This is a genomic window from Streptomyces spectabilis, from assembly GCF_008704795.1.
GTDB lineage: Bacteria > Actinomycetota > Actinomycetes > Streptomycetales > Streptomycetaceae > Streptomyces > Streptomyces spectabilis.
Genome location: NZ_CP023690.1, coordinates 4,057,571 through 4,077,834 on the forward strand (window position 1 = coordinate 4,057,571; position 20,264 = coordinate 4,077,834).

Annotated in this window: 11 protein-coding genes and 1 pseudogene; 8 read left to right on the forward strand and 4 right to left on the reverse strand. The window is 74.6% G+C overall.

Annotated elements, in window-relative coordinates:
* Window positions 1–86: 86 nt before the first annotated feature.
* From prfB to CP982_RS17600, 3 genes and pseudogenes are all read right to left on the reverse strand, one after another.
* On the reverse strand, window positions 87–1,193 hold the full coding sequence (prfB, locus tag CP982_RS17590) for a peptide chain release factor 2 (RefSeq protein WP_150511412.1): 1,107 nt from the start codon (window positions 1,191–1,193) through the stop codon (window positions 87–89).
* A 680-nt stretch (window positions 1,194–1,873) separates the two neighbouring features.
* Window positions 1,874–3,109, reverse strand: a pseudogene (locus CP982_RS17595) (serine/threonine-protein kinase); the annotation flags it as partial.
* 167 nt (window positions 3,110–3,276) lie between these two features.
* Complete coding sequence (locus tag CP982_RS17600; RefSeq protein WP_150511413.1) at window positions 3,277–4,890, reverse strand: serine/threonine-protein kinase; 1,614 nt, start codon at window positions 4,888–4,890, stop codon at window positions 3,277–3,279.
* Between the two features lie 526 nt (window positions 4,891–5,416).
* Between CP982_RS17600 and CP982_RS17605 the strand changes: the two genes are divergently transcribed.
* The 8 genes from CP982_RS17605 (at window position 5,417) to CP982_RS17640 (ending at window position 19,967) form a co-directional block, all read left to right on the forward strand.
* Entirely contained in the window at window positions 5,417–8,704 is a 3,288-nt protein-coding gene (locus tag CP982_RS17605; protein WP_150511414.1) for an FHA domain-containing protein, read from the forward strand.
* A 160-nt stretch (window positions 8,705–8,864) separates the two neighbouring features.
* Window positions 8,865–10,244: an ABC transporter substrate-binding protein gene (locus CP982_RS17610; protein ID WP_150511415.1), complete on the forward strand. Its 1,380-nt coding sequence runs from the start codon at window positions 8,865–8,867 to the stop codon at window positions 10,242–10,244.
* 108 nt (window positions 10,245–10,352) lie between these two features.
* Window positions 10,353–11,633 (forward strand): carbohydrate ABC transporter permease, encoded by a 1,281-nt coding sequence (locus CP982_RS17615; protein WP_150515545.1) that lies wholly within the window; start codon window positions 10,353–10,355, stop codon window positions 11,631–11,633.
* A complete protein-coding gene (locus tag CP982_RS17620) occupies window positions 11,630–12,553 on the forward strand; it encodes a carbohydrate ABC transporter permease (RefSeq protein WP_150511416.1) in 924 nt (307 codons plus the stop codon). The genes CP982_RS17615 and CP982_RS17620 overlap by 4 nt, the downstream gene beginning before the upstream one ends.
* A gap of 210 nt (window positions 12,554–12,763) precedes the next feature.
* On the forward strand, window positions 12,764–15,055 hold the full coding sequence (locus tag CP982_RS17625) for a bifunctional glycosyltransferase/CDP-glycerol:glycerophosphate glycerophosphotransferase (protein WP_150511417.1): 2,292 nt from the start codon (window positions 12,764–12,766) through the stop codon (window positions 15,053–15,055).
* A 1-nt stretch (window position 15,056) separates the two neighbouring features.
* The gene (locus CP982_RS17630; protein WP_150511418.1) at window positions 15,057–15,947 is read left to right on the forward strand and encodes a class I SAM-dependent methyltransferase; all 891 of its coding nucleotides are present in this window, start codon (window positions 15,057–15,059) and stop codon (window positions 15,945–15,947) included.
* Window positions 15,948–16,194: 247 nt separating this feature from the next.
* On the forward strand, window positions 16,195–17,130 hold the full coding sequence (locus CP982_RS17635; RefSeq protein WP_150511419.1) for a hypothetical protein: 936 nt from the start codon (window positions 16,195–16,197) through the stop codon (window positions 17,128–17,130).
* Window positions 17,127–19,967 (forward strand): stealth conserved region 3 domain-containing protein, encoded by a 2,841-nt coding sequence (locus CP982_RS17640; RefSeq protein WP_150511420.1) that lies wholly within the window; start codon window positions 17,127–17,129, stop codon window positions 19,965–19,967. Before CP982_RS17635 ends, CP982_RS17640 begins: the two co-directional genes overlap by 4 nt.
* Here the strand turns inward: CP982_RS17640 and CP982_RS42525 are convergent.
* Complete coding sequence (locus CP982_RS42525) at window positions 19,964–20,263, reverse strand: response regulator transcription factor (protein WP_245004347.1); 300 nt, start codon at window positions 20,261–20,263, stop codon at window positions 19,964–19,966. The two genes, CP982_RS17640 and CP982_RS42525, sit on opposite strands and share 4 nt — an antisense overlap.
* Window position 20,264 lies beyond the last annotated feature (1 nt).

Sequence of the window (20,264 nt, forward strand, 5' to 3'; positions counted from 1 at the left end):
GCCGTGGCTGCCGTGGAATTCGCGCGGTGCCCGGCGACCCGGCGGAATCCGCCTTGTCGACAAAGCGCCGAAGCATTCTCCCGCTGTTACTTCTCCTGCTGCTTGCGCCAGCGAATTCCGGCCTCAAGGAAGCCGTCGATCTCGCCGTTGAACACCGCTTCCGGGTTACCGACTTCGTGCTCCGTACGCAGGTCCTTCACCATCTGGTACGGGTGCAGGACGTACGAACGCATCTGGTTGCCCCAGGAGTTTCCGCCATCGCCCTTGAGGGCGTTCATCTTCTCCTGCTCCTCCTGGCGGCGGCGCTCGAGCAGCTTCGCCTGGAGGACGTTCATCGCGGTCGCCTTGTTCTGGATCTGCGAGCGCTCGTTCTGACAGGAGACGACGATGCCGGTGGGGAGGTGGGTCAGGCGGACCGCGGAGTCCGTCGTGTTGACGCCCTGGCCGCCGGGGCCCGAGGAGCGGTACACGTCGACGCGCAGCTCGCTCTCGTCGATCTCGATGTGGTCGGTCTGCTCGACCACGGGCAGGATCTCGACGCCCGCGAAGGACGTCTGACGGCGGCCCTGGTTGTCGAACGGCGAGATGCGCACCAGGCGGTGCGTGCCCTGCTCCACGGAGAGCGTGCCGTACGCGTACGGCGCCTGGACCGCGAAGGTGGTCGACTTGATGCCGGCCTCTTCCGCGTACGACGTCTCGTACAGCTCCGTCTTGTAGCCGTGGCGCTCCGCCCAGCGCAGGTACATGCGCTGGAGCTTCTCGGCGAAGTCGGAGGCGTCGACGCCGCCGGCCTCCGCGCGGATGGTCACGACGGCCTCGCGCGAGTCGTACTCACCGGAGAGGAGGGTGCGGACCTCCATCTCGTCCAGCGCCTTCTTGACCGCCGTGAGCTCCGACTCGGCCTCCGCGCGGGTGTCCGGGTCGTCCTCCTCCTCGGCCATCTCGAAGAGCACGCCCAGGTCGTCGATGCGCCCGCGCAGGGTCTCCGCCTTGCGCACCTCCGCCTGGAGGTGGCTCAGCTTGCTGGTGATCTTCTGCGCTTCGTCCGGGTCGTCCCAGAGGGACGGCGCGGCCGCCTGCTCCTCGAGCACGGCGATGTCTGCCCTCAGCTTGTCGAGGTCCAGGACGGCCTCGATCGACTCCATGGTCGAGGAGAGGGACTTGAGCTCTTCGGATACGTCGACGACTGCCACGACACCAGCGTAACGGCTGCGGCTGTCGTCCCTCCCCCCATGGGGCCGGGGAGCCCCTGCGCCGGGCCCCATGGGGATGCTCCCCGCCCTCCCACCCGTCACGGCCCGGCTTCGCGGGCCCGGCCCCGACGCGGAGCGCTGCGGCTGATCCTTTCGCCGTCCCGCCGCTGCCGCGGCGGGTTTCTCCCACCCGCCCACCCGAAACTCCCCGGCTTCGCGGGCGCGGGTCCGGCGCGGGGCGCTGCGGCCTGGGGCTTTCCGGTTCGGTGGGGGCGGGTGGGTGGGACTGGGCCGGGGGTGGGACGAGGGTCACGCGGAGCGTGCTCGGCTGCGCCCGGTGCGAGGCCCGCTACAGGCCGGGAGCAACGCTGCCGCTGTGGTGGTTCGCTGCCTGGGGCCAGTGAGGGCGGGTGGGTGGGACTGCGGCGTGGGGGGGCGGGGCTCTGCGGTGCCTGGAGGCTGGGGCCGGTGCGCGGTTCCGGGGCCGGGGAGGGCTCCGCGAGTACATGGTTGGGGCGGGTGGGTGGGTCCGGGCCGGGGGTGGGGCGGGGTTCCTGCGGAGCGTGCTCGGCTGGTGGGGCTCTGCGGTGCGGCTGGGGTGCCGCCTCGGTGCCGTGGCCCCGGGGGCACCCGGCTGGGGCCAGGCCAGGGCCGAGCCGGGCCGACGTAAAGCCAGGGCCGGGGCTAGGGGGCCGGGGGGGCTGTTGTTTGGGGGGTGGTGGGGGTGGGGGGTCGTCCGTGGTGGCGTACCAGGCGCCTGCGCCTATCGCGGCGGCCAGCGCCGCCCCCGCCGCCCCCAGGGCGATCCGGCGCCGCCGCGTCGTGGAGCGGTGGCGGGCCGAGCCGGGCCGGGCAGTGCCGGTGGCGCGGGGGACCCGGGCGGTGCCCAGGGCGCCGCCCGCCAGCTCCTCGGGGCCGGGGACGCGCATGGAGGTGTGGGTGTCGCGGTTGGCGTCGGCGGAGGTGGCGCCGGGGACCAGGGGGACCGCGCCGCGCCGCGGGGCGCGCGGCCGGGGCTCCTGCGGGGGCTCCTCGCGCGCGTCCGCCTCCTGCGCCTCCGCGTCCGGCTCGTCGACCTCCAGGGGCGGGATGCCCGCGAGCAGCGGCAGCTGCTCGCGCAGCCGGGCCGCCAGCTCGGAGGCGCGCAGCCGGGACGCGGGTGCCTTGGCCAGGCACTGGACCATGAGCTGCCAGAGCTCTTCGGGGATGCCGGGCAGGGGGACGACGGTCTCGGTGACGTGGCGGCGCAGGACCGCGCCGGGGTGGCCGCCGCCGAAGGGCGTGAAGCCCGCGAGCAGCTCGTAGAGGACGGTCGCGAGGGCGTAGATGTCGACGGCCGCGCGCGGGGGCAGGCCCTCGATGATCTCGGGCGCCAGATAGTCCGGCGTACCGATGATCTTCGTGGCGCGGGTCCGGCGCGGGGTGTCGATGAGTTTGGCGACGCCGAAGTCCGTCAGGAGGGCCGGGTGGGCACCGCCGGGGCCGAGGGGGCCCTGCATGTCCAGGAGTACGTTCTCGGGCTTGACGTCGCGGTGCACGATGCCGGCGGCGTGCGCGGCGGCCAGGGCGTCGGCGACGTCCGCGACGATGGCGACGGCGGCCTCGGGGGCGAGGCGGCGCTCGCGCTCCAGTCGGGTGCGCAGGTCCGTGCCGCGGACGAGGTCCATGACGAGCGCGAGGTCGTTGCCGTCGACCACCAGGTCGTGGACGCCCACCACGCGCGCGTGGTCGAGGCTCAGCAGGGCCGTGCGCTCCTGGACGAAGCGCCCGACGAGCTCCTGGTCGGAGGCCAGGTCCTCGCGCAACAGCTTGATGGCGACGGGCCCCTCGGGCCCCTCGCCGAGCCACACCGTGCCGGCGCTGCCACGGCCCAGGATCTGATGGGCGGTGTACCGGCTGCCGATCTTGCGTGCCAAGACTGCTCCTACGGATGTGTGTTGGCGTCAAAAGTACGCGTCCGTGACGCCAACCTTCACTCCGGGAGCGGAAATCACCCCTCAGATGTCGACAAATCCCCTAGGTCGTGAGGATGTTGCCGCACCGGGGTCCGGACCGCGGCCCGTACCGGGGTCCAGGACCACCCTCATCCGTTGATCTTCGAGCTCCACTCCGAGACCTTGTTCCAGACGTCCTGGAGCTGGTCCCAGTACCCCTTGGTGGTCCCGATCCAGTCCTGGATCGGGCTCAGCTCCCAGACCAGCCAGCTCGCGACGAACAGGATGACGAGGACGACCAGGCAGCCCTTGAGGCAGCCGAGGCCCGGGATCTTCGTCGGGTTCGCGCCGCGCTGGCGGCGCTGCCGGGGCGGCTCGGGCTGGGGCGGCTGCGGCTGCTGGGGCGCGGGGGGCGCGTACGGCTGCGGCTGCTGCGGCGCGTAGGGCTGGGGCTGGTGCTGCGGCGCGTACTGCTGCTGCGGCGGGTACGGCTGCGGCTGGTGCTGCGGGGCGTACGGCTGCGGCTGCGGCGGTCGCTGCTGCTGAGGGCGGGCGACCTGGCGCTGCGGACGGCGGCGCAGCGGGTCCTGGCTGGGGTCCAGGTGCTGCACCTGCGTCTGGTCGTTGCGGTCGCGGGCGGCGCGCATCTGGCTCTGCCAGGGGTGCGGGTCGTCCGGGCCCTGGCCGGGACCCACGGGGGGCATGACGGCCGTGGGGTCGGCGCCCTGGGGCCCGCCGGTGTGCGGCATGACGCTGGTGGCCGCGGCCGGGTCGAAGCCGCCCGGGGCGCCGGTGTGCGGCAGGACCTGGGTGGGGTCGGCCGCGCCGGGGCTGTCCGGCACCGGCGCGGGCGCCGGGTCGGGCGCGAGCAGCGCGGCGACGCCCTCGGCGGCGGCGATCTGCGCGGCGGAGGCGTGCACGCCGATGCCGTCGGCGACGGTGCGCAGGGCGCGCGCCAGGTTCTCGGCGCTGGGGCGGCGGTCCGGGTCCTTGCTCAGGCAGCGCTCGATGACCGTCCACAGGGGGTCGGGGACGGTGGAGGGGCGGCGCGGCTCGGCGCTCAGGTGCTGGTGCAGGACTTCGAGAGCGGAGCCGCCGGCGAACGGCGGGCGGCCGGTGACCAGCTCGTACAGCAGGATGCCGGCCCCGTAGATGTCGACCGCGCTGGTCTGCGGGCGGCCCTCGGCGGACTCGGGCGCGACGTACGCGGGCGTGCCGACGAACTCCTGGGTGCGGGTGAGGCCCGGGGAGTCGGCGAGGCGGGCGATGCCGAAGTCCGTGAGCATCGGGTGCATGCCGTTGGCGTCCTGCTTGACCAGGACGTTCGCGGGCTTGAGGTCGCGGTGGACCACGCCGTCGGCGTGGCTCGCGGCCAGCGCGTCGGCGATCTGCGCGGTGAGCAGGGCGGCGGCGGCCGGGGTGAACGGGCCGTTCTCGCGCAGGTACTTGTGCAGGTCCGGACCCTCGATCAGGTCCATGACCAGGGCGAGCAGATCGCCCTCGACGACGAGGTCGCGGGTGCGGACGATGTTCGGGTGCGTCAGGCGGAGCAGGACGGAGCGCTCCCTGAGGAAGCGCATCACGACGTCCGCGTCGTTCGCGAGCTCCTCCTTGAGGACCTTGATCGCGACGGTCTCGCCGGGCTGGCCGGGCACGGCCGCCTCGGCACCCGCGGTCTCCCGCTGGCGGGCTCGCCAGACGGTGCCCGTGGCGCCGCGCCCGAGCGGCTCCTCGAGCAGGTACTTGCTGCCTACCGGCCGCACGTCATGCGCTCCCTGCTGGATCGGTCTGGATCTGTGGTCCTTGGGCTCCCGGTGACCCGGGGATCCCGGTCGGCCCTCGCCGCGCTGGGCGTTCCGACCCACTGTAGTGCCGCCGGACGGGGCACCGGACGACGATCTTGCCAGTGGCCGCCGCCCGTGCGGACCTTTGTTCGCAGGGAAGACGCGCTACCAGGGCCGTTGGTTGCCGACGGCCTCGGACCGGGGTTCGAAAGGGGCTCGCAGCAGGGTTCCGCAACGGCTCGGCAGGGGCTCGGCAGGGGGGCCTGCCGGAGGTTCCGTGCTCATGGGGTGACGATTTTCCTTCTGGCCCGCTTCCCGCACTTTTCCGGGCACGTTTCCGTACAGAGGCGACCAATCAAGATCACTTACGGGTGGGGGACGGGCGTGTTGTCAGTGGCAGGTGCGAGGATGCTTCCGTACTGGCCGACGTGCCCGTGTGCGGTGGGGGGAATCACAGCGCGAGTCCCCGTGCCGGGCGCCCAGCGCAGAAGGGACCGCTGACGGCATGCAGATCCGGCTGACCGTCCTCGGGCCGCGTGGCGGCCAGACCGAGCCGGGGGGACGCCCCGCGGCCGCCTGTGACGTGCTGGTCACCGCGCCCGCCGGGACGGCGCTCGCCGCCGTGGCCTCCGGCCTCGCCGCCGCCGTCGCCGCGGGCGAGGGACCCGCCGTCCTCTACGCGGAGTCGGAGCGGCTCGACCTCCAGCGCTGCACGCTCGGCGAGCCCCCGCTGGTCGACGGTGCGGTGCTGTGCGTGGGCACCCCCGCGGAGCCGGGCCCCGAGCTCGCGGACGCCGCCGCCCAGCTCCATGTCGTCGCCGGTCCGGACGCGGGCGGCGTGCACCTGCTGCACGGCGGCCAGATCCGCGTCGGCCGCTCCGCGCAGGCCGACGTGCCCCTGGACGACCCGGACGTGTCCCGGCTGCACTGCGCGGTCACGCTCGCCCCGGACGGCCGGGTCACGGTCGAGGACCTCGGCTCGACGAACGGCACGGCGGTGGACGGCCGCGCGCTCACCGACCGGCCGGTGCGGCTCGCCTCCGGCTCGCTCCTGCGCATCGGCGAGTCCGTGCTCCGCCTGACCACCGGCAGCGGCATGGGCGGCGTGCTCGACACCGCGGCGGACGGCGAGGGCCACGTGCGCGTGCGCGTCGCCGGGGAAGGTGCGGTGGGCGGCGCGACCGTGGCCGGCACGGGGGCCGTCGGGGGCGCGTGGGGCACCAGGGCCGCGGAGGGCTCCGGGGCGCCCGGCCTCCCGGCCGCGCCGGGTGCGCACGCCGCGCCCGCGTCCCCCGGCTCCCCGGCCCCGCCCGCTTCGTACGACTCCCCCGCCCGGCCCGCCGCCTCCGGGGACGGTGTGACGCAGCATGCCTATGGCACGGCCGAGTGGGGCGCTTCCGGAGGCAGCGGGGGCGCGGAGTCCCCCGTGGTGCCCCGGCAGGGCGGAGCGCCCGAGGCCGAGCGGAGCCGGACCGGCACCCCCGCGCGCGGGACGCCCCTGCCGCGCGGCCTGCGCAAGCGGGGCGGCCTCTCCGCCTGGGCCCGGCGGCTGACCGGCGGCCGCGGCGACGAGACGGCACGCGAGCACGGGGCGTACGACGAGGCGTACGACGGCCCGGAAGGCCCCGGGGCGTACGAGGACTGGAGCGACGCCGGGCCGCTCCCGGAGTCCGTGCCCGAGGTGTGGCCCGACGCGGCGGCGCTGCTCCTGACGGCGCTCGGGCCCGGGACGCGGCTGTGGGAGCGCGGGCCCGAGCACCCGGAAGCGCTCGCGGTGCGCCTCGGCACGGTCGACCGGGCGGCGCCCGGGCAGAGCGCGCTGCTGCCCGCCGTGCCGGTGACGGTGAGCCTCCGGGAGACGGGGGCGCTCGGTCTCGCCGGGCCGCGCGAGCGGCTCGCGGGCCTCGCCCGTTCGGTGCTCGCGCAGCTGGCCGCGCTGCACGCCCCCACGGACCTGGAGATCGTGCTGATCAGCACGGACCGCGCGCGGACGCCGGGCGAGCGGGCCGCGGAGTGGGCCTGGCTCGGCTGGCTGCCGCATCTGCGGCCCGCGCACGGCCAGGACTGCCGACTGCTGCTCGCGTACGACCGCGAGCAGGCGGCGGCGCGCACGGCCGAGCTGCTGCGCCGCCTGGACGAGCCGGAGACGGCCGCGGCGGGGCCCGGCGACGCGGAGCCGCAGGAGGCGCGGGGCCCGGCGGTGTCCGGGCCGCGCACGGTCGTGGTCGTCGACGGCGACCCCGGTTCCGCCGCGCTGCGGGAGGCCGCCGTGCGGCTCGCGCGGGACGGCGGCAGGGCCGGGATCCACGTCGTGTGCCTGGCCGAGACCGCCGCGGCCTCGCCCGCGTCGCCGGTGACGGAGACGTATGAGGCGGCGTGCTCGGTGTCGCCCGCCTTCCGCGCCTGCGGGGCGGTCGCGCTGCTCAGCGGTGACGTGGCGACGGCCCTGCGGGTGCTGCGCGCGGCAGACGGACAGCCCGCGGGGCACGGCACGGTCGCCGTGGTGGACGCCGTCTCCGCGGCCTGGGCGCAGCGCTTCGCGCGGGCGCTCGCCCCGCTGCGGCCGGACGGCACGGGCGGCGGGCACGCGCGCGTGGCGGCGCCGCTGCCGCAAGCCGCGCGGCTCCTGGACGAGTTGGGTCTCGCCCGGGCCACGCCCGCCTCCCTGATGGCGCGGTGGGCGGCCGCGGGGGACGACGCGGGTGCCCTCGGCGGGCGGGCCTGGGCGGTGCTCGGCGCGGGCGCGCGCGGGCCCGTCGTGGTGGACCTCGCCGCGGACGGCCCGCACCTGCTGGTGGCGGGGCCGCCCGGCAGCGGGCGCACGGAGCTGCTGCGGTCCGTCGCCGCGTCCCTCGCCGCCGCCGAGCGGCCCGACCGGCTCGGTGTCGTCCTCGTGGACGGCGGGGTCGACGGGCGGGACGGCGGCGCGGCGGGCGGCACCGGTGGCGGCGAGCGGCCCGGCGAAGGGCTGCGGGCCTGCACGGACCTCCCCCACGTCGGTACGCACCTGGCCGCCAACGACCCCGTGCGGATGCGGGAGTTCGCCCAGTCCCTCACCGCGGAGCTGAAGCGGCGCGCCGAGCTGCTCGGGCGGCAGGGGTTCGCCGAGTGGCACACGGGGCGGGCCGTGGCCGGGCGGATCGTGGCGCCTCGGGGAGCGCCGGACGCCGAGGCAGGCGGGACCGTCGGAGCCGCCGGGGCCGGGGACATCGAGGTGCCGAGCAGCGCGACGCTGCGGCTGCGGCCGCCCGGGGCCGTGGCGCGGCCCGAGCCGGGTCCGCCGCTCGCGCGGCTCGTCGTGGTCGTCGACGACTACGACTCCTTGCTCGCGCCCGCGCTCGGGTCGCCGGGGCGGCCCGCCGCCGGATCCGTCGTACGGGCCCTTGACGCGGTGGCGCGGGACGGGGAGCGGCTCGGGGTGCATCTGGTGGCCGCCGTGCGGGGTGCCGAGCGCGTGGCCGAGACGGAGGTGGGGCGGCGGGCCGGGCTCCGGGTCACGTTGGACGCGCCGGGCGGCGAGGTGGAGGACGCGGCGCCCGGGCGGGGGGTGTTGGGCGGTGCCGACGGTCGGGTGACCGCGTTCCAGGCGGGGCGGGTCACGGGACGCATCCCCCGTACGGCGACCCTGCGACCCACCGTGGTCCCCCTGGAGTGGGACCGCATGGGCGATCCCCCCACCCGCCGCCCCGTCCGCGAACTGGGCAACGGACCCACGGATCTGGCCCTCCTGGCCAGCGCCCTCGACCGCGCGGCCCGCGAGGTCTCGGCCGACCAGGTGCCGTCCCTGCTGTGACACCGGGGCCGGGGCGTTGCGGGCGGGTGGGCAGAAGCGGACGGACCGTCACAACGGCATCACGATCGGCGACTTGACAGCGTAGGCCGTCTTGCCGCCCCACGCCCCCGGGCGTAGACAGGCCGGAACGGGACTGTCAGGGGAAGAGAACGGGGCAGTGATGCGCAGCACTCTTCGGACACGGACGACCGGCAGGGCAGTGGCCGCCATCGCGGTGGGCGCCCTCGCGCTGGGTGTCACCGCGTGCGGCGGTGACGACGACAAGGACGACGACGGCAACGGCAAGGGCGGCGGCAAGAAGGAGGCCGCGGCCACCGTTCGACTGCCCGAGCTCGACGGGCAGAAGCTGTCGGTCTCGGCCGTGTGGGGCGGCGCGGAGCGCAAGGTGTTCCTCAGGGTCCTCGACGAGTTCGAGAAGCGGACGGGCGCCGACGTGTCGTTCGTGCCCGCGCAGGAGCCGATCATCAGCTTCCTGGCGTCGAAGGTGGCGGGCGGCGAGCCCCCGGACGTGGCGATGCTGCCCCAGGTCGGCGCGGTGAAGCAGGCCGTGGAGAAGAAGTGGGCCAAGCCGCTGGGCGCGGCGGCGCAGAAGGAGCTGGACGAGAACTACGCGCAGGGCTGGAAGGACCTGGGGTCCGTCGACGGCAAGCAGTACGGCGTGTACTTCAAGGCGGCCAACAAGTCGTTGGTCTGGTACAACACCAAGGTCTTCGAGAACGCGGGCGTCGAGGAGCCCAAGACCTGGGACGACTTCATGAAGACCGCCCAGACGATCTACGACTCGGGCGTCGCGCCCGTGTCCGTGGGGGGCGCCGAGGCCTGGACGCTCACCGACTGGTTCGAGAACGTCTACCTCTCGCAGGCGGGCCCCGAGAAGTACGACGAGCTCGCCCAGCACGAGATCAAGTGGACGGACCCTTCCGTCAAGGAGGCGCTGACGACGCTCGGCGGGCTCTTCGGGAAGAAGGGGTTCGTCGCCGGGGGCGCGGACGGCGCGCTGCAGACGGAGTTCCCGGCGTCGGTGAAGCAGACGTTCGTCGGCGGCGACCAGCCCAAGGCGGGCATGGTCTTCGAGGGCGACATGGTGTCCCTCTCGATCTCCGAGACGAAGGCGAAGGTCGGCACGGACGCGAAGGTGTTCCCGTTCCCGGCGGTCGGGGACGCGTCCCCCGCGGTCGTGGGCGGTGACGCCGCGGTCGCCCTGAAGGACGGCGAGGGCGCGCAGGCCCTGCTCACGTTCCTGGCCTCGCCGGACGCGGCGAAGATCTGGGCGGAGGCCGGCGGCTTCGTGTCGCCGAACAAGAACCTGGACCTGGCCGCGTACCCGAACGACGTGCAGCGCGGCATCGCCAAGGCGCTCATCGCGGCCGGTGACGACATCCGCTTCGACATGTCCGACCAGGCGCCCCCGGCCTTCGGCGGCACGCCCGGCAAGGGCGAGTGGAAGGCGCTCCAGGACTTCCTGAAGAACCCGAAGAACGTCGCGGGCACCCAGCGGGCGCTGGAGGACGCGGCGACCAAGGCGTACCCGAAGAGCTGACGGGCGATGACGACTCCGGACGCCGGGGGCACCGCCGCGGTGCCCCCGGCCAGGCCGACGGCGCGTACGTCCACGACCGGTCCGCGCGGCTCCGGTCCCCGCAGGAGCGTGACCGGCACGCGCAGGACGGTGGCGGCCCTGTTCCTGCTGCCCGCCCTGGTGCTGCTCGGCGCGCTCGTGCTGTACCCGATCGGGTTCTCGGTCCTGCGCAGCTTCTTCGACAAGGGCGGCGACTTCGCGGGCATCGACAACTACGAGACGATGTTCGAGGACGCCGGGATCCGTACCGCCATCAAGAACACGGCGGTCTGGGTGGTGTGCGCGCCCGCCGTGGCGACGGCGCTCGGCCTGATCTTCGCCGTGCTCACCGAGCGGGTGCGCTGGGCCACGGCGTTCAAAATCGTGATCTTCATGCCGATGGCGATCTCGATGCTGGCGGCGGGGATCATCTTCCGGCTCGTGTACGAGGCGAACCCCGACCGCGGGGTCGTCAACGCCGTGTGGGTGGGCGTGCACGACACGTTCGTCGAGTCGTCGCACTTCCCGAGCGGGCACCTCGCCGCGAGGTCCCCGATGAAGGAGGCGGGCGGCGGCGCCTTCGTCACCCGTGAGCCCGTGCGCGCCGGGCAGCCGGTGGTCCTGCCGCTGACCGGCGTACCGCCCAACCGGATGCCCGACGCCGCCGCGGCGGCGAAGCCCGCGCAGGCCGACCCCGGCAAGGTCACCGGCACCGCCTGGCAGGACTTCACCCGCGGCAAGGGCCGCGGCGAGGTCAACGCGCCGGACGCCGTCGAGCTCGGCTACCCCGGCATCGAGATCGAGGCGGTCAAGGACGGCGAGGTCGTGGCCTCGACGAAGGCCGCCGACGACGGCACCTTCGCCCTGCCGAAGGAGGCCGACGGGGCGCTGCTGCGCTTCCCCGCGTCGAACTTCCGCGAGCCGTACGACGGCGTGAACTGGCTGGGCCCCTCGCTCATCACCCCCGCCGTCATCGGCAGCTACGTGTGGATGTGGGCCGGTTTCGCGATGGTGCTCATCGCGGCGGGCCTGGCGAGCGTGCCGCGCGAGCTCCTGGAGGCGGCGCGCGTGGACGGCGCCAACGAGTGGCAGGTGTTCCGCCGGGTCACGGTGCCGCTGCTCGCACCCGTCCTCGCGGTGGTCCTGGTCACGCTGATGATCAACGTGATGAAGATCTTCGACCTGGTCTTCGTGATCCCGCCGGGCTCCTCCAAGGACGAGGCGAACGTCCTCGCCGTCCAGCTCTACAACTCCGCCTTCGGGGACCAGAACGACGGCGTGGCGAGCGCGATCGCGGTGCTGCTCTTCCTGCTCGTGATCCCGGTGATGTGGTTCAACATGCGGCGGCTGCGGCGGGAGGCGAAGCGATGAGCGCGCACACTCGGGCCGCCGCGAGGGCGGGCGCGAAGGCAGGCGCGGGGGCGGGCCCGGTGAAGGCCCGGCAGTCGCTCGGGGGGCGGATCGCCGGCCTGCTCGGCGGCACCGCGGTACGGGTCTTCCTCATCCTCGTCGGCCTGTTCTGGCTGGTGCCCACGCTCGGGCTGCTGCTCGGCTCGCTGCGCACCAAGGAGGACATGAGCGAGACCGGCTGGTGGAAGGTCTTCGGCGCGCCCTCGCAGCTGACCTTCGACAACTACTCCAGCCTCCTGAAGGACGAGACGATCACCGACTCGATCCTGACGAGCGTGTCCATCACCGTCCCGGCGACGCTGCTCGTCGTGGTGATCGGCTCGCTCGCCGGTTACGCGTTCGCGTGGATGGAGTTCCCGGGCCGCGACTGGTGGTTCCTCGGTGTCGTGGGGCTGCTTGTGGTGCCGGTGCAGGTGGCGCTCGTCCCGGTCTCCGACCTCTTCGGCAAGGTCGGGATCTTCGAGACGACGACGGGCGTGGTGCTCTTCCACACCGCCTTCGGGCTGCCCTTCGCGATCTTCCTCCTCCGGAACTTCTTCGCGGAGATCCCCCGTGAACTCCTTGAGGCCGCCCGTCTTGACGGCGCCGGTGAGCTGCGGCTCTTCGTCCGCGTGGTGATGCCGCTCGGCGCGCCCGCGATCGCCTCGCTCGGCATCTTCCAGTTCCTGTGGGTGTGGAACGACATGCTGATCGCGCTGATCTTCGCGGACGCGGGCAGCCCGCCGATCACGGTGGCGCTCCAGCAGCAAGTGCGGTTCTTCGGTGACAACGTGCAGATCCTCGCGCCCGGCGCGTTCATCTCGATGGTGATCCCGCTGGCCGTGTTCTTCGCGTTCCAGCGGCAGTTCGTCTCCGGCGTGATGGCGGGCGCCGTCAAGTGAGGACGCGCACGCGCCCGCGCGCCCGGCTCCACAAAAATGATCAACTGCCGGGCGGGTAACGCCACTTGACCGAACGGGGACGGTCCGGCACCGGATCGTCCCCTTTCCTTCCGCTTGACGGGTGTCCCCCGAAGGGGACACCCCGGCGTAACCAGATCACCTCACCGGGCGTTCCCGGGCAGAGTGCCCGCGCCGACCCATGGATGTGCCGTGCCCCGGTTCAGTGTCATCGTCCCCGCGTACCAGGTGCAGGCGTATCTGCACGAGTGCCTCACGTCCGTACTGGAACAGAGCTTCGCGGACTGGGAGCTGATCGCGGTCGAGGACCGCTCGCCGGACGGCTGCGCCGCGATCATCGACGAGTTCGCGGCCCGGGACACCCGCGTCAGGGCCGTCCACCTGGAAGAGAACGTGGGCCTCGGCCGCGCGCGCAACGCGGGCATGGAGCACGCCACCGGCGACTACCTGATCTTCCTCGACGCCGACGACAGCATGGCGCCCGGCTCCCTCCAGGCCATCGCCGACCGCCTGAAGGAGACCGGCGAGCCGGACGTCCTGGTCTACGACTACGAGCGGACGTACTGGACGGGCGAACGGGTGCGCAACCAGCTCGCGCACCTCCTCCACCAGGACGGCCCCGCCCCCTTCGAACTCGCCGACAGGAGCGGCCTGCTGCGGCTGCTCATGGTCGCCTGGAACAAGGCGCACCGCCGCGAGTTCGTCGAGCGGGTGGGCCTCACGTTCCCGCCCGGCACCTACGAGGACGCTCCCTGGACGTACCCGCTGATGATGTCGGCGAAGTCCATCGCGACGCTCGACCGGGTGTGCGTGCGCTACCGGCAGCGGCGGCGCGGCGGGATCCTCGGCACGGCGAGCCGCGCGCACTTCGACGTCTTCGACCAGTACGAGCGGGTGTTCGCGTTCCTGGACACGCGCCGCAACCTGCCGGACGCGTGGCGGGCCCTGGTCTTCCGGCGCATGGTCGACCACCTGCTGGCCATCTACGCCAGGCCGGAGCGGCTCCCGCACGACAGCCGCGCCGAGTTCCTGCGCCGGGCGCGCGCCCACTACCGCCGCTTCCACGTGCCGGGCTCCCGGCCGCGCGCGGGCGCCCGGCTTCAGCACGCCCTGGTGCGGCTCGGCTCGCACCGCGCGTACCAGACGCTGCGGTCGGTGCGGCGGTTCGGCGCGAGGCTCGCGCGGTACGGCACCGGGGTCCTTGGCCGCGCCCGGGAGTCCCTGCTGCGGCTGCACTACCGCATCCAGCTGCGGCGTCCGGTGCGCGCGGACCTCGCGGTCTTCACGGCGGGTGACGGGCGGGGGCACAGCGGCGACCCGGGCGCCCTTGAGGCCGCCTTCCGCGAGCACGCGCCGCACGTGCGCACCGCGTGGCTCGCCGCGCCCGCGCACCACCACACCCTCCCGACCGCGACCCAGCGCCTCACGCCCGGCACGGCCGCGGCCTGGACCGCCCTGGCGCGCGCCGCGTACCTGGTGAGCGACGCCGGGTTCGACCGCCGCCTGGTCAAGCGCCCCGGGCAGCTCGTCGTGCACACCCACCGGGGCACGCCGCTGCGGCACGAGGGCGCCGACCTCCTGGAGCGCCCGGCGGCCGTCTGCGGCACGGACGTCGACGCGCGGCTGCGCTCCGCCGACACCTGGGACTACGTCCTGTCCCCCAACCGCCACGCGACCCTGGCGGGTGAGCGGGCGTACCCGGCGACGTACACGACGCTCGAGTACGGCTGTCCGCGCAACGACCGCTACCAGCGCGCCACCGCCGCCGACGTGGCGCGGATCCGCGAGAGCCTCGGCGTGCGGCCGGGCACGACGGCGATCCTGTACGCGCCGGAGTACCGCGACTACCGGCGCACCCAGCGGCTCGGCGTGGACCTGGAGCGGCTCCTGCGCCGCCTCGGCCCCCGCTTCACGGTTCTGGTGCACGCCCCCCACGTCGACGCGGAGCCGCTGCCCGACGATCTCACCGGGCGGTGGGTCGACGTGTCCGGCGAGCCGGACGCGGGGCGCCTGTGCCTTGCGGCGGACGCGCTGGTCACGGACTACTCCTCGCTGATGTTCGACTACGCGAACCTGGACCGGCCGATCGTCCTGCACGCCGACGACTGGGAGGCGTACGAGGCCGCCCGCGGCACCTACTTCGACGTGCGCGCCTTCCCGCCGGGCGCGGTGGCGCGCGGCGAGGACGAGCTGGCCGACATCTTCGCCTCGGGGCACTGGCGGGGCTCGCGCTCGGCCCAGCTGCGGCGGGCCTTCCGGGAGCGGTTCTGCCCCCACGACGACGGGAGTGCCGCGGAGCGTGTCGTGCGACGGGTGGTGTTCGGGGCGAAGATCCCACTACCGTCGGTCGTGGCGCTCCCGGAGCGGCACCCCACGCCGGCGGCGGGGCCCGAGGGCACCCGTGTGTCCGGGGCCGAGGACTCCGGGGTCGCGCAGACCGCCGCGCTCCTGTCGCAGCGCACTCCCCCCAACTCCAGGATCTGAGATGCCCGAAGCCTCCGCTTCCGTGCCCACGTCCGCGCCCGCGTCCGTGGAGGAGCCGGACGACGTGCCCGTGCCCACCGACTTCTCCGATGTGAAGGGCTGGTTCCACCCGGCCGACCAGGTTCTCTTCGACTGGTTCCTGAGCCGTCAGCTGGACCTCGGCGAATCGGGCGACCTGCTCGAACTCGGGGCCTACCTGGGCAAGAGCGCGATCTTCATGGGGGCCTATCTGCGCCCCGACGAGACCTTCACGGTCTGCGACCTGTTCGACTCGCCCGCGCCCGACGCCGCCAACTCCAAGGAGATGGGCCGCTCGTACGCGACGCTGACCCGGCGCGCCTTCGAGGCCAACTACCGCTCCTTCCACGACGAGCTGCCCCAGGTCGTGCAGGCCCCTTCGGCCGGGATCACCACGCACGTGGCCGAGCGGAGCTGCCGCTTCGTCCACATCGACGCGTCCCATCTGTACGAGCACGTGCACGCGGACATCGCGGCGGCGCGGGAGCTGCTCACGCCGGACGGGATCGTCGTCCTCGACGACTTCCGGGCCGAGCACTGTCCCGGGGTGGCCGCGGCGACGTGGGGGGCCGTGGCCACGACCGGGCTCAAGCCGCTGTGCATCACGGCCACGAAGTTCTACGGGACGTGGGGGCGGTACGAGGCCGTGCACGGGGAGCTGGGGCGGTTGTTGAAGGGGCGGGACGACATGTGGCACGGGGCGGAGGAGGTGGCCGGGCATCCGATGATCCGCATCAGCGGGCGCAAGGCCCGGACCCCGGCCCACCCCCGGTCGCGCCACGCCGGGGCGCCGCCCGCGCACCGGGCCCCGGAGGGCACCCGCCGCCCGCGCGGCCGGGGCCTGGCGGCACTCCTCCCGGGCCGCAGGCGCTAGCCCCTGCCCAACGACTGGGCGGCACCCGGGGCTGTGCCCACCCGTCCCGCCCTGCGGGACGATTGCCCACAGCGGAGACAGGCGACACGCCGCCCGCAGCGCTCCGCGTCGGGGTTCGGCCGGTGACGCTGGGGCGTTTCGGGTGGGTGGGTGGGTGGGAAACCCGCCGCGGTAGCGGCGGCACCACCCACCCAGCGGCAGCGCGGCGCTGCCGGTGCTCCGGGCAAGGAGCGGGCAAAGTAGGGCGATGCAGACTTTTCTGACTGGAGGGTTTGCCCGCAGGGCCCGACGGGCCGCCCGCAGGGCCAGGTTCCGCGTGGAGCGCGCCGCCGCAGGCCGGCAGGGGCGCGGGGGCGGCGAGCCGCTCGTGGCCGTCCATCTGTCCCTGCGGGACAGCCGCACCCTCAATCTCGCCCTGCCGGCCCCCGGCCCCGGCGCCGCGCGGCTCCTGATCAGCCGTGGCCCCCGCCGCTTCCGCGTACCGCTCGACGTGGAAGCGGCGCTGCTCACCGCGACCGTCGGCCTGCGGGACGCCGCCGAGGGCACGGGCGGCGCCGGGCCCGTCCTGAGCGAGGGCGTCTGGCGGCTCACGGTCGAGACGACCGGGGCCGACGGCCGCGTACGGCGGCAGGGGCTCACCCTCGCCGACACGCCGGGGCCGCCTTCGCCGACCCTCCCCCACGCCCCGCACCCGCGCACCGGCACGCTCCTGCGTCTGGTGCGCTGCCGCGGCGGGCGGGCCGCGGTGCAGGTCACGGCGGCCCGGCCGCGCGCGGAGCTGGTGCGGTTCGAGCCGTACGGGGACGGCATCACGGTGCACGGCCGGATGGTCGCGGCGCGCGCGGCGCGGCAGGCCAGTGCCGTGCGGCGGCGGGACGGCCTGGCCGTGCCGGTGCGGCCCGAGTGGGAGGGCGACCGGTTCCGCTTCGCGCTGCCGCTGGCGGCGATGGCCGGGGCGGCTCCCGGCCAGTGGGTGTGGGACTTCCGCGTCGGCGGCCTGCCGCTGGGGCGCTGGCTGACCGACGTACGGGATCTGCCCGCGGCGTTCCCCACGCCGTTCCGGCTCGTCGCGCTCGAGGGCGGCGGCCTGGTGCGCGCCCATCCGCACGTCACCGCGTCCGGCGCGTTCGCCGTGACCTGTCTGGACCTGGGCCGTGACCCGGAGCAGAAGGAGACCTCATGAAGATCACGTACCTCCTCGGCTGGGGAGACGAGATGGGCGGCACCGAACTCGCCACGTACACCCAGGCGCTGCACCTCGCCGAGCGGCACGACGTGGAGGTCCTCTCGGTCTTCCGCACCCGGACCGAGCCGTTCTTCCCCGAGGCCCGGGGCCTGGCCGTGCGCTATCTGGTGGACCGCACGGCGACGCCCGAGCGCCCTGTGCGCGGCTCGCGGCTCGACGAGGGCGCGTGCCGGACGCTCGCCGCGCTGCCCAGCGAACTGATCGCACCGGCCTGGGAGTCGGCGTTCGACCGGCTCGCGGACGTGGAGCTGACGGCCGCGCTCACGGACCTGGACACGGACGTCCTGGTCACGACGACGCCCGCGCTGCTCGCCGCGGCCGCCCGGCTCGTGCCCGCGCGCGTGGTGACCGTGCACCAGGAGCACCGGCCGACCCAGCGCCGCGGCCCCTCCGGTGAGCCGCTGCTGCTCTTCGCGCCGCGCCTGGACGCCCTGGTGACGCTGACGGAGCGGACCCGCGAGTGGATCGCGGAGTCCCTGGGCGCGACGGCGCCGGAGCTGGCGGTGATCCCCAACGCGGTCCCCGACGGCTTCCGGCCGCGCGCCGACGGCGGCAGCAAGGTCATCGTGATGGCCGCGCGGCTCACCGGCGAGAAGCGGGTCGACCACGCGGTCCGCGCGTTCGCGCGGCTCGCCGACGCGCACCCGGACTGGACGCTGCGGATCTTCGGCGGCGGGCACAAGGAGCCGAGCCTGCGCCGCCTGGTGGACGCCTTCGGCCTCCAGGACCGCGTCGAACTCCTCGGCCCCTGCCAGGACATGGCCGCCGAGTGGGCCAAGGCGGGCCTGACCCTGATGACGGCGGGCCACAACGAGGCGTTCCCGCTGGTGCTGCTCGAAGCCCTCGCGGCGGGCGTGCCGGTGATCGCCTACGACGTCCTGACGGGCCCCGCCGAGATCGTGCGGCACCGCGTGGACGGCCTCCTCGTGCCGCCGGGCGAGATCGAGCAGCTGGCCACCGCCATGGCCGAGTTGATGTCCGACGACGTCACCCGGCTCGCGTACGCGCGGGCCGCCCGCGAGGGCGTGTACGCGCGCTTCTCGTCCGAGCGCGTCACCGCGCTGTGGGAGGAGCTGTACGCGCGCCTCGTCGCGGGCCGCGACCGGCCGGAGCGGCTCGCGGAGCGCGCCGACCGGGTGGCGCTCGGCGTCGCCTCCGGCGGCCCGGGCTTCCGGCCGACCGCGCCGCACACCCTCAACGCCCCGGCGCCCGAGGACGAGCGGGCCCGCGAGGACGAGATCCTGGCCGCGCACGAGGGGCTGATCCGCTCGGTGGGGCGGCTCGCCGAGCAGCGCGACGACGTCCGCACCGCCCGCATGGCCGCCTGGAACCTGGAGCTGACCGCGGCCGCCCTGGAGGCGTGGGACGTCCCGTACGTCCTGGTGCGGACGAGCGGCGGCTCGACCGCGCACACCCTCGCCGTCGCGGACGACCACCGGGACGCCGCCCTGAAGGCGCTCGCCGACGCGCTGCACGGCCGGGCCGTGTACGCGGAGCTGGTGGCGCCACGCGACGCCGCGCCCGGCGTGGTGCTCGCCGAACGCCTCGACAGCGTCGGCGAGATGGCGGGCCTCAGGGTCTTCAAGCCGGTCACCACGACGACGCTCTCGCTGCGCCACGGCGTGCAGCAGGCGTGCACGGTGGCGTTCTGGACGCGGACCGGCGAGCCGGAGGGCGGCGGGCGGGGGTGGCGGGCCCCGTTCGGGAGCACGCTCGCGGGCTCCGAGCTGCCCTCCCTCGCGCCCACCGCGCGGCTGCGGGTCGGCGAGCGGGAGTACCCGAGTGCCGAGGTGTTCACCCAGCTGCTCATGAAGGACGTCGACTTCCCCGTCGACGCCGTCTACACCTGGGTCGACGACACCGACCCGGCCTGGCGGGCGGCGCGCGCCGCCGCCCTGGGCGGCCCGGGCGACGGCGCGTCGGCCGACACCGGCGCGGTCCGCTTCCGCAACCGCGACGAACTCCGCTACTCGCTGCGGTCCCTCGCGATGTACGCGCCGTGGGTGCGGCACGTGTACCTGGTCACGGCGGGCCAGGTCCCGGCGTGGCTGGACGAGGACCACCCGGGCCTGACGGTGGTCGACCACCGCGACCTGTTCGCGGACCCGGACGCCTGTCTGCCGACGTTCAACTCGCACGCCATCGAGACCCAGCTGCACCGGATCGACGGCCTGTCGGAGCACTTCCTGTACTTCAACGACGACATGTTCCTCGGCCGCCCCACGACCCCGGACACGTTCTTCCTGCCCTCGGGGCTCACCCGGTTCTTCTGGTCCTCGGTGTCCGTGCCCGACCTGCCGGTGTCCGCCGCCGACGAGGGCTATCTAGCCGCCGCGAAGAACAACCGGGCGCTGCTGCGCCGCGACTTCGGCCGCACCGCGACGCACTGCCTGCTGCACGTGCCGTACGCGCTGCGGCGCGACGTCCTCACGGAGCTGGCCGAACGGTACGGCGCCGAGCTCGCGGCGACGGCCCGCAACCCCTTCCGGGGCAACGGCGACCACTCCGTCGTCTCCTCGCTCCACCAGCACTACGCGTATCTGACGGGCCGGGCCGTGCCCGGCTCGCTCGCGTACGACTTCGTGGACATCGGCGCGCGCGCCGACCACGCCCGGCTCGGCCAGCTGCTCCAGTCCCGCAACAAGACCGCGTTCTGCGTCGGCGAGACGCCCGGCGGCGACGTGTCGGACGATGAGACGACCCTCGCCCTGCGGGCGTTCCTCACGGCCTACTTCCCCGTGCCGTCGCCCTACGAGCGGGGCGCCGGGGCCTAGGCCGCTGACACCTCGATGCCGTGGGCGAAGAGTGCGGCCTGGACGCGGTTGTCCACGCCGCACTTCGCGTACACGGCACTGATGTACGACTTGACGGTCCCGGCGCTGAGGCCGAGCCTCCGTCCGATCTGCTGGTTCGTCAGACCCTCGCCGAGCAGGGCGAGGACCTCGCGCTCGCGCAGGGAGAGCGGGGCCCCGCCGTGCGCGTCGCGCGCCTCGGCCCGGGGCGTGGTGGCCCCGGTGCGGTGGATCCACGCGGCGGGCAGCACGGCGGCCCCGGAGGCCAGGGTGTGCACG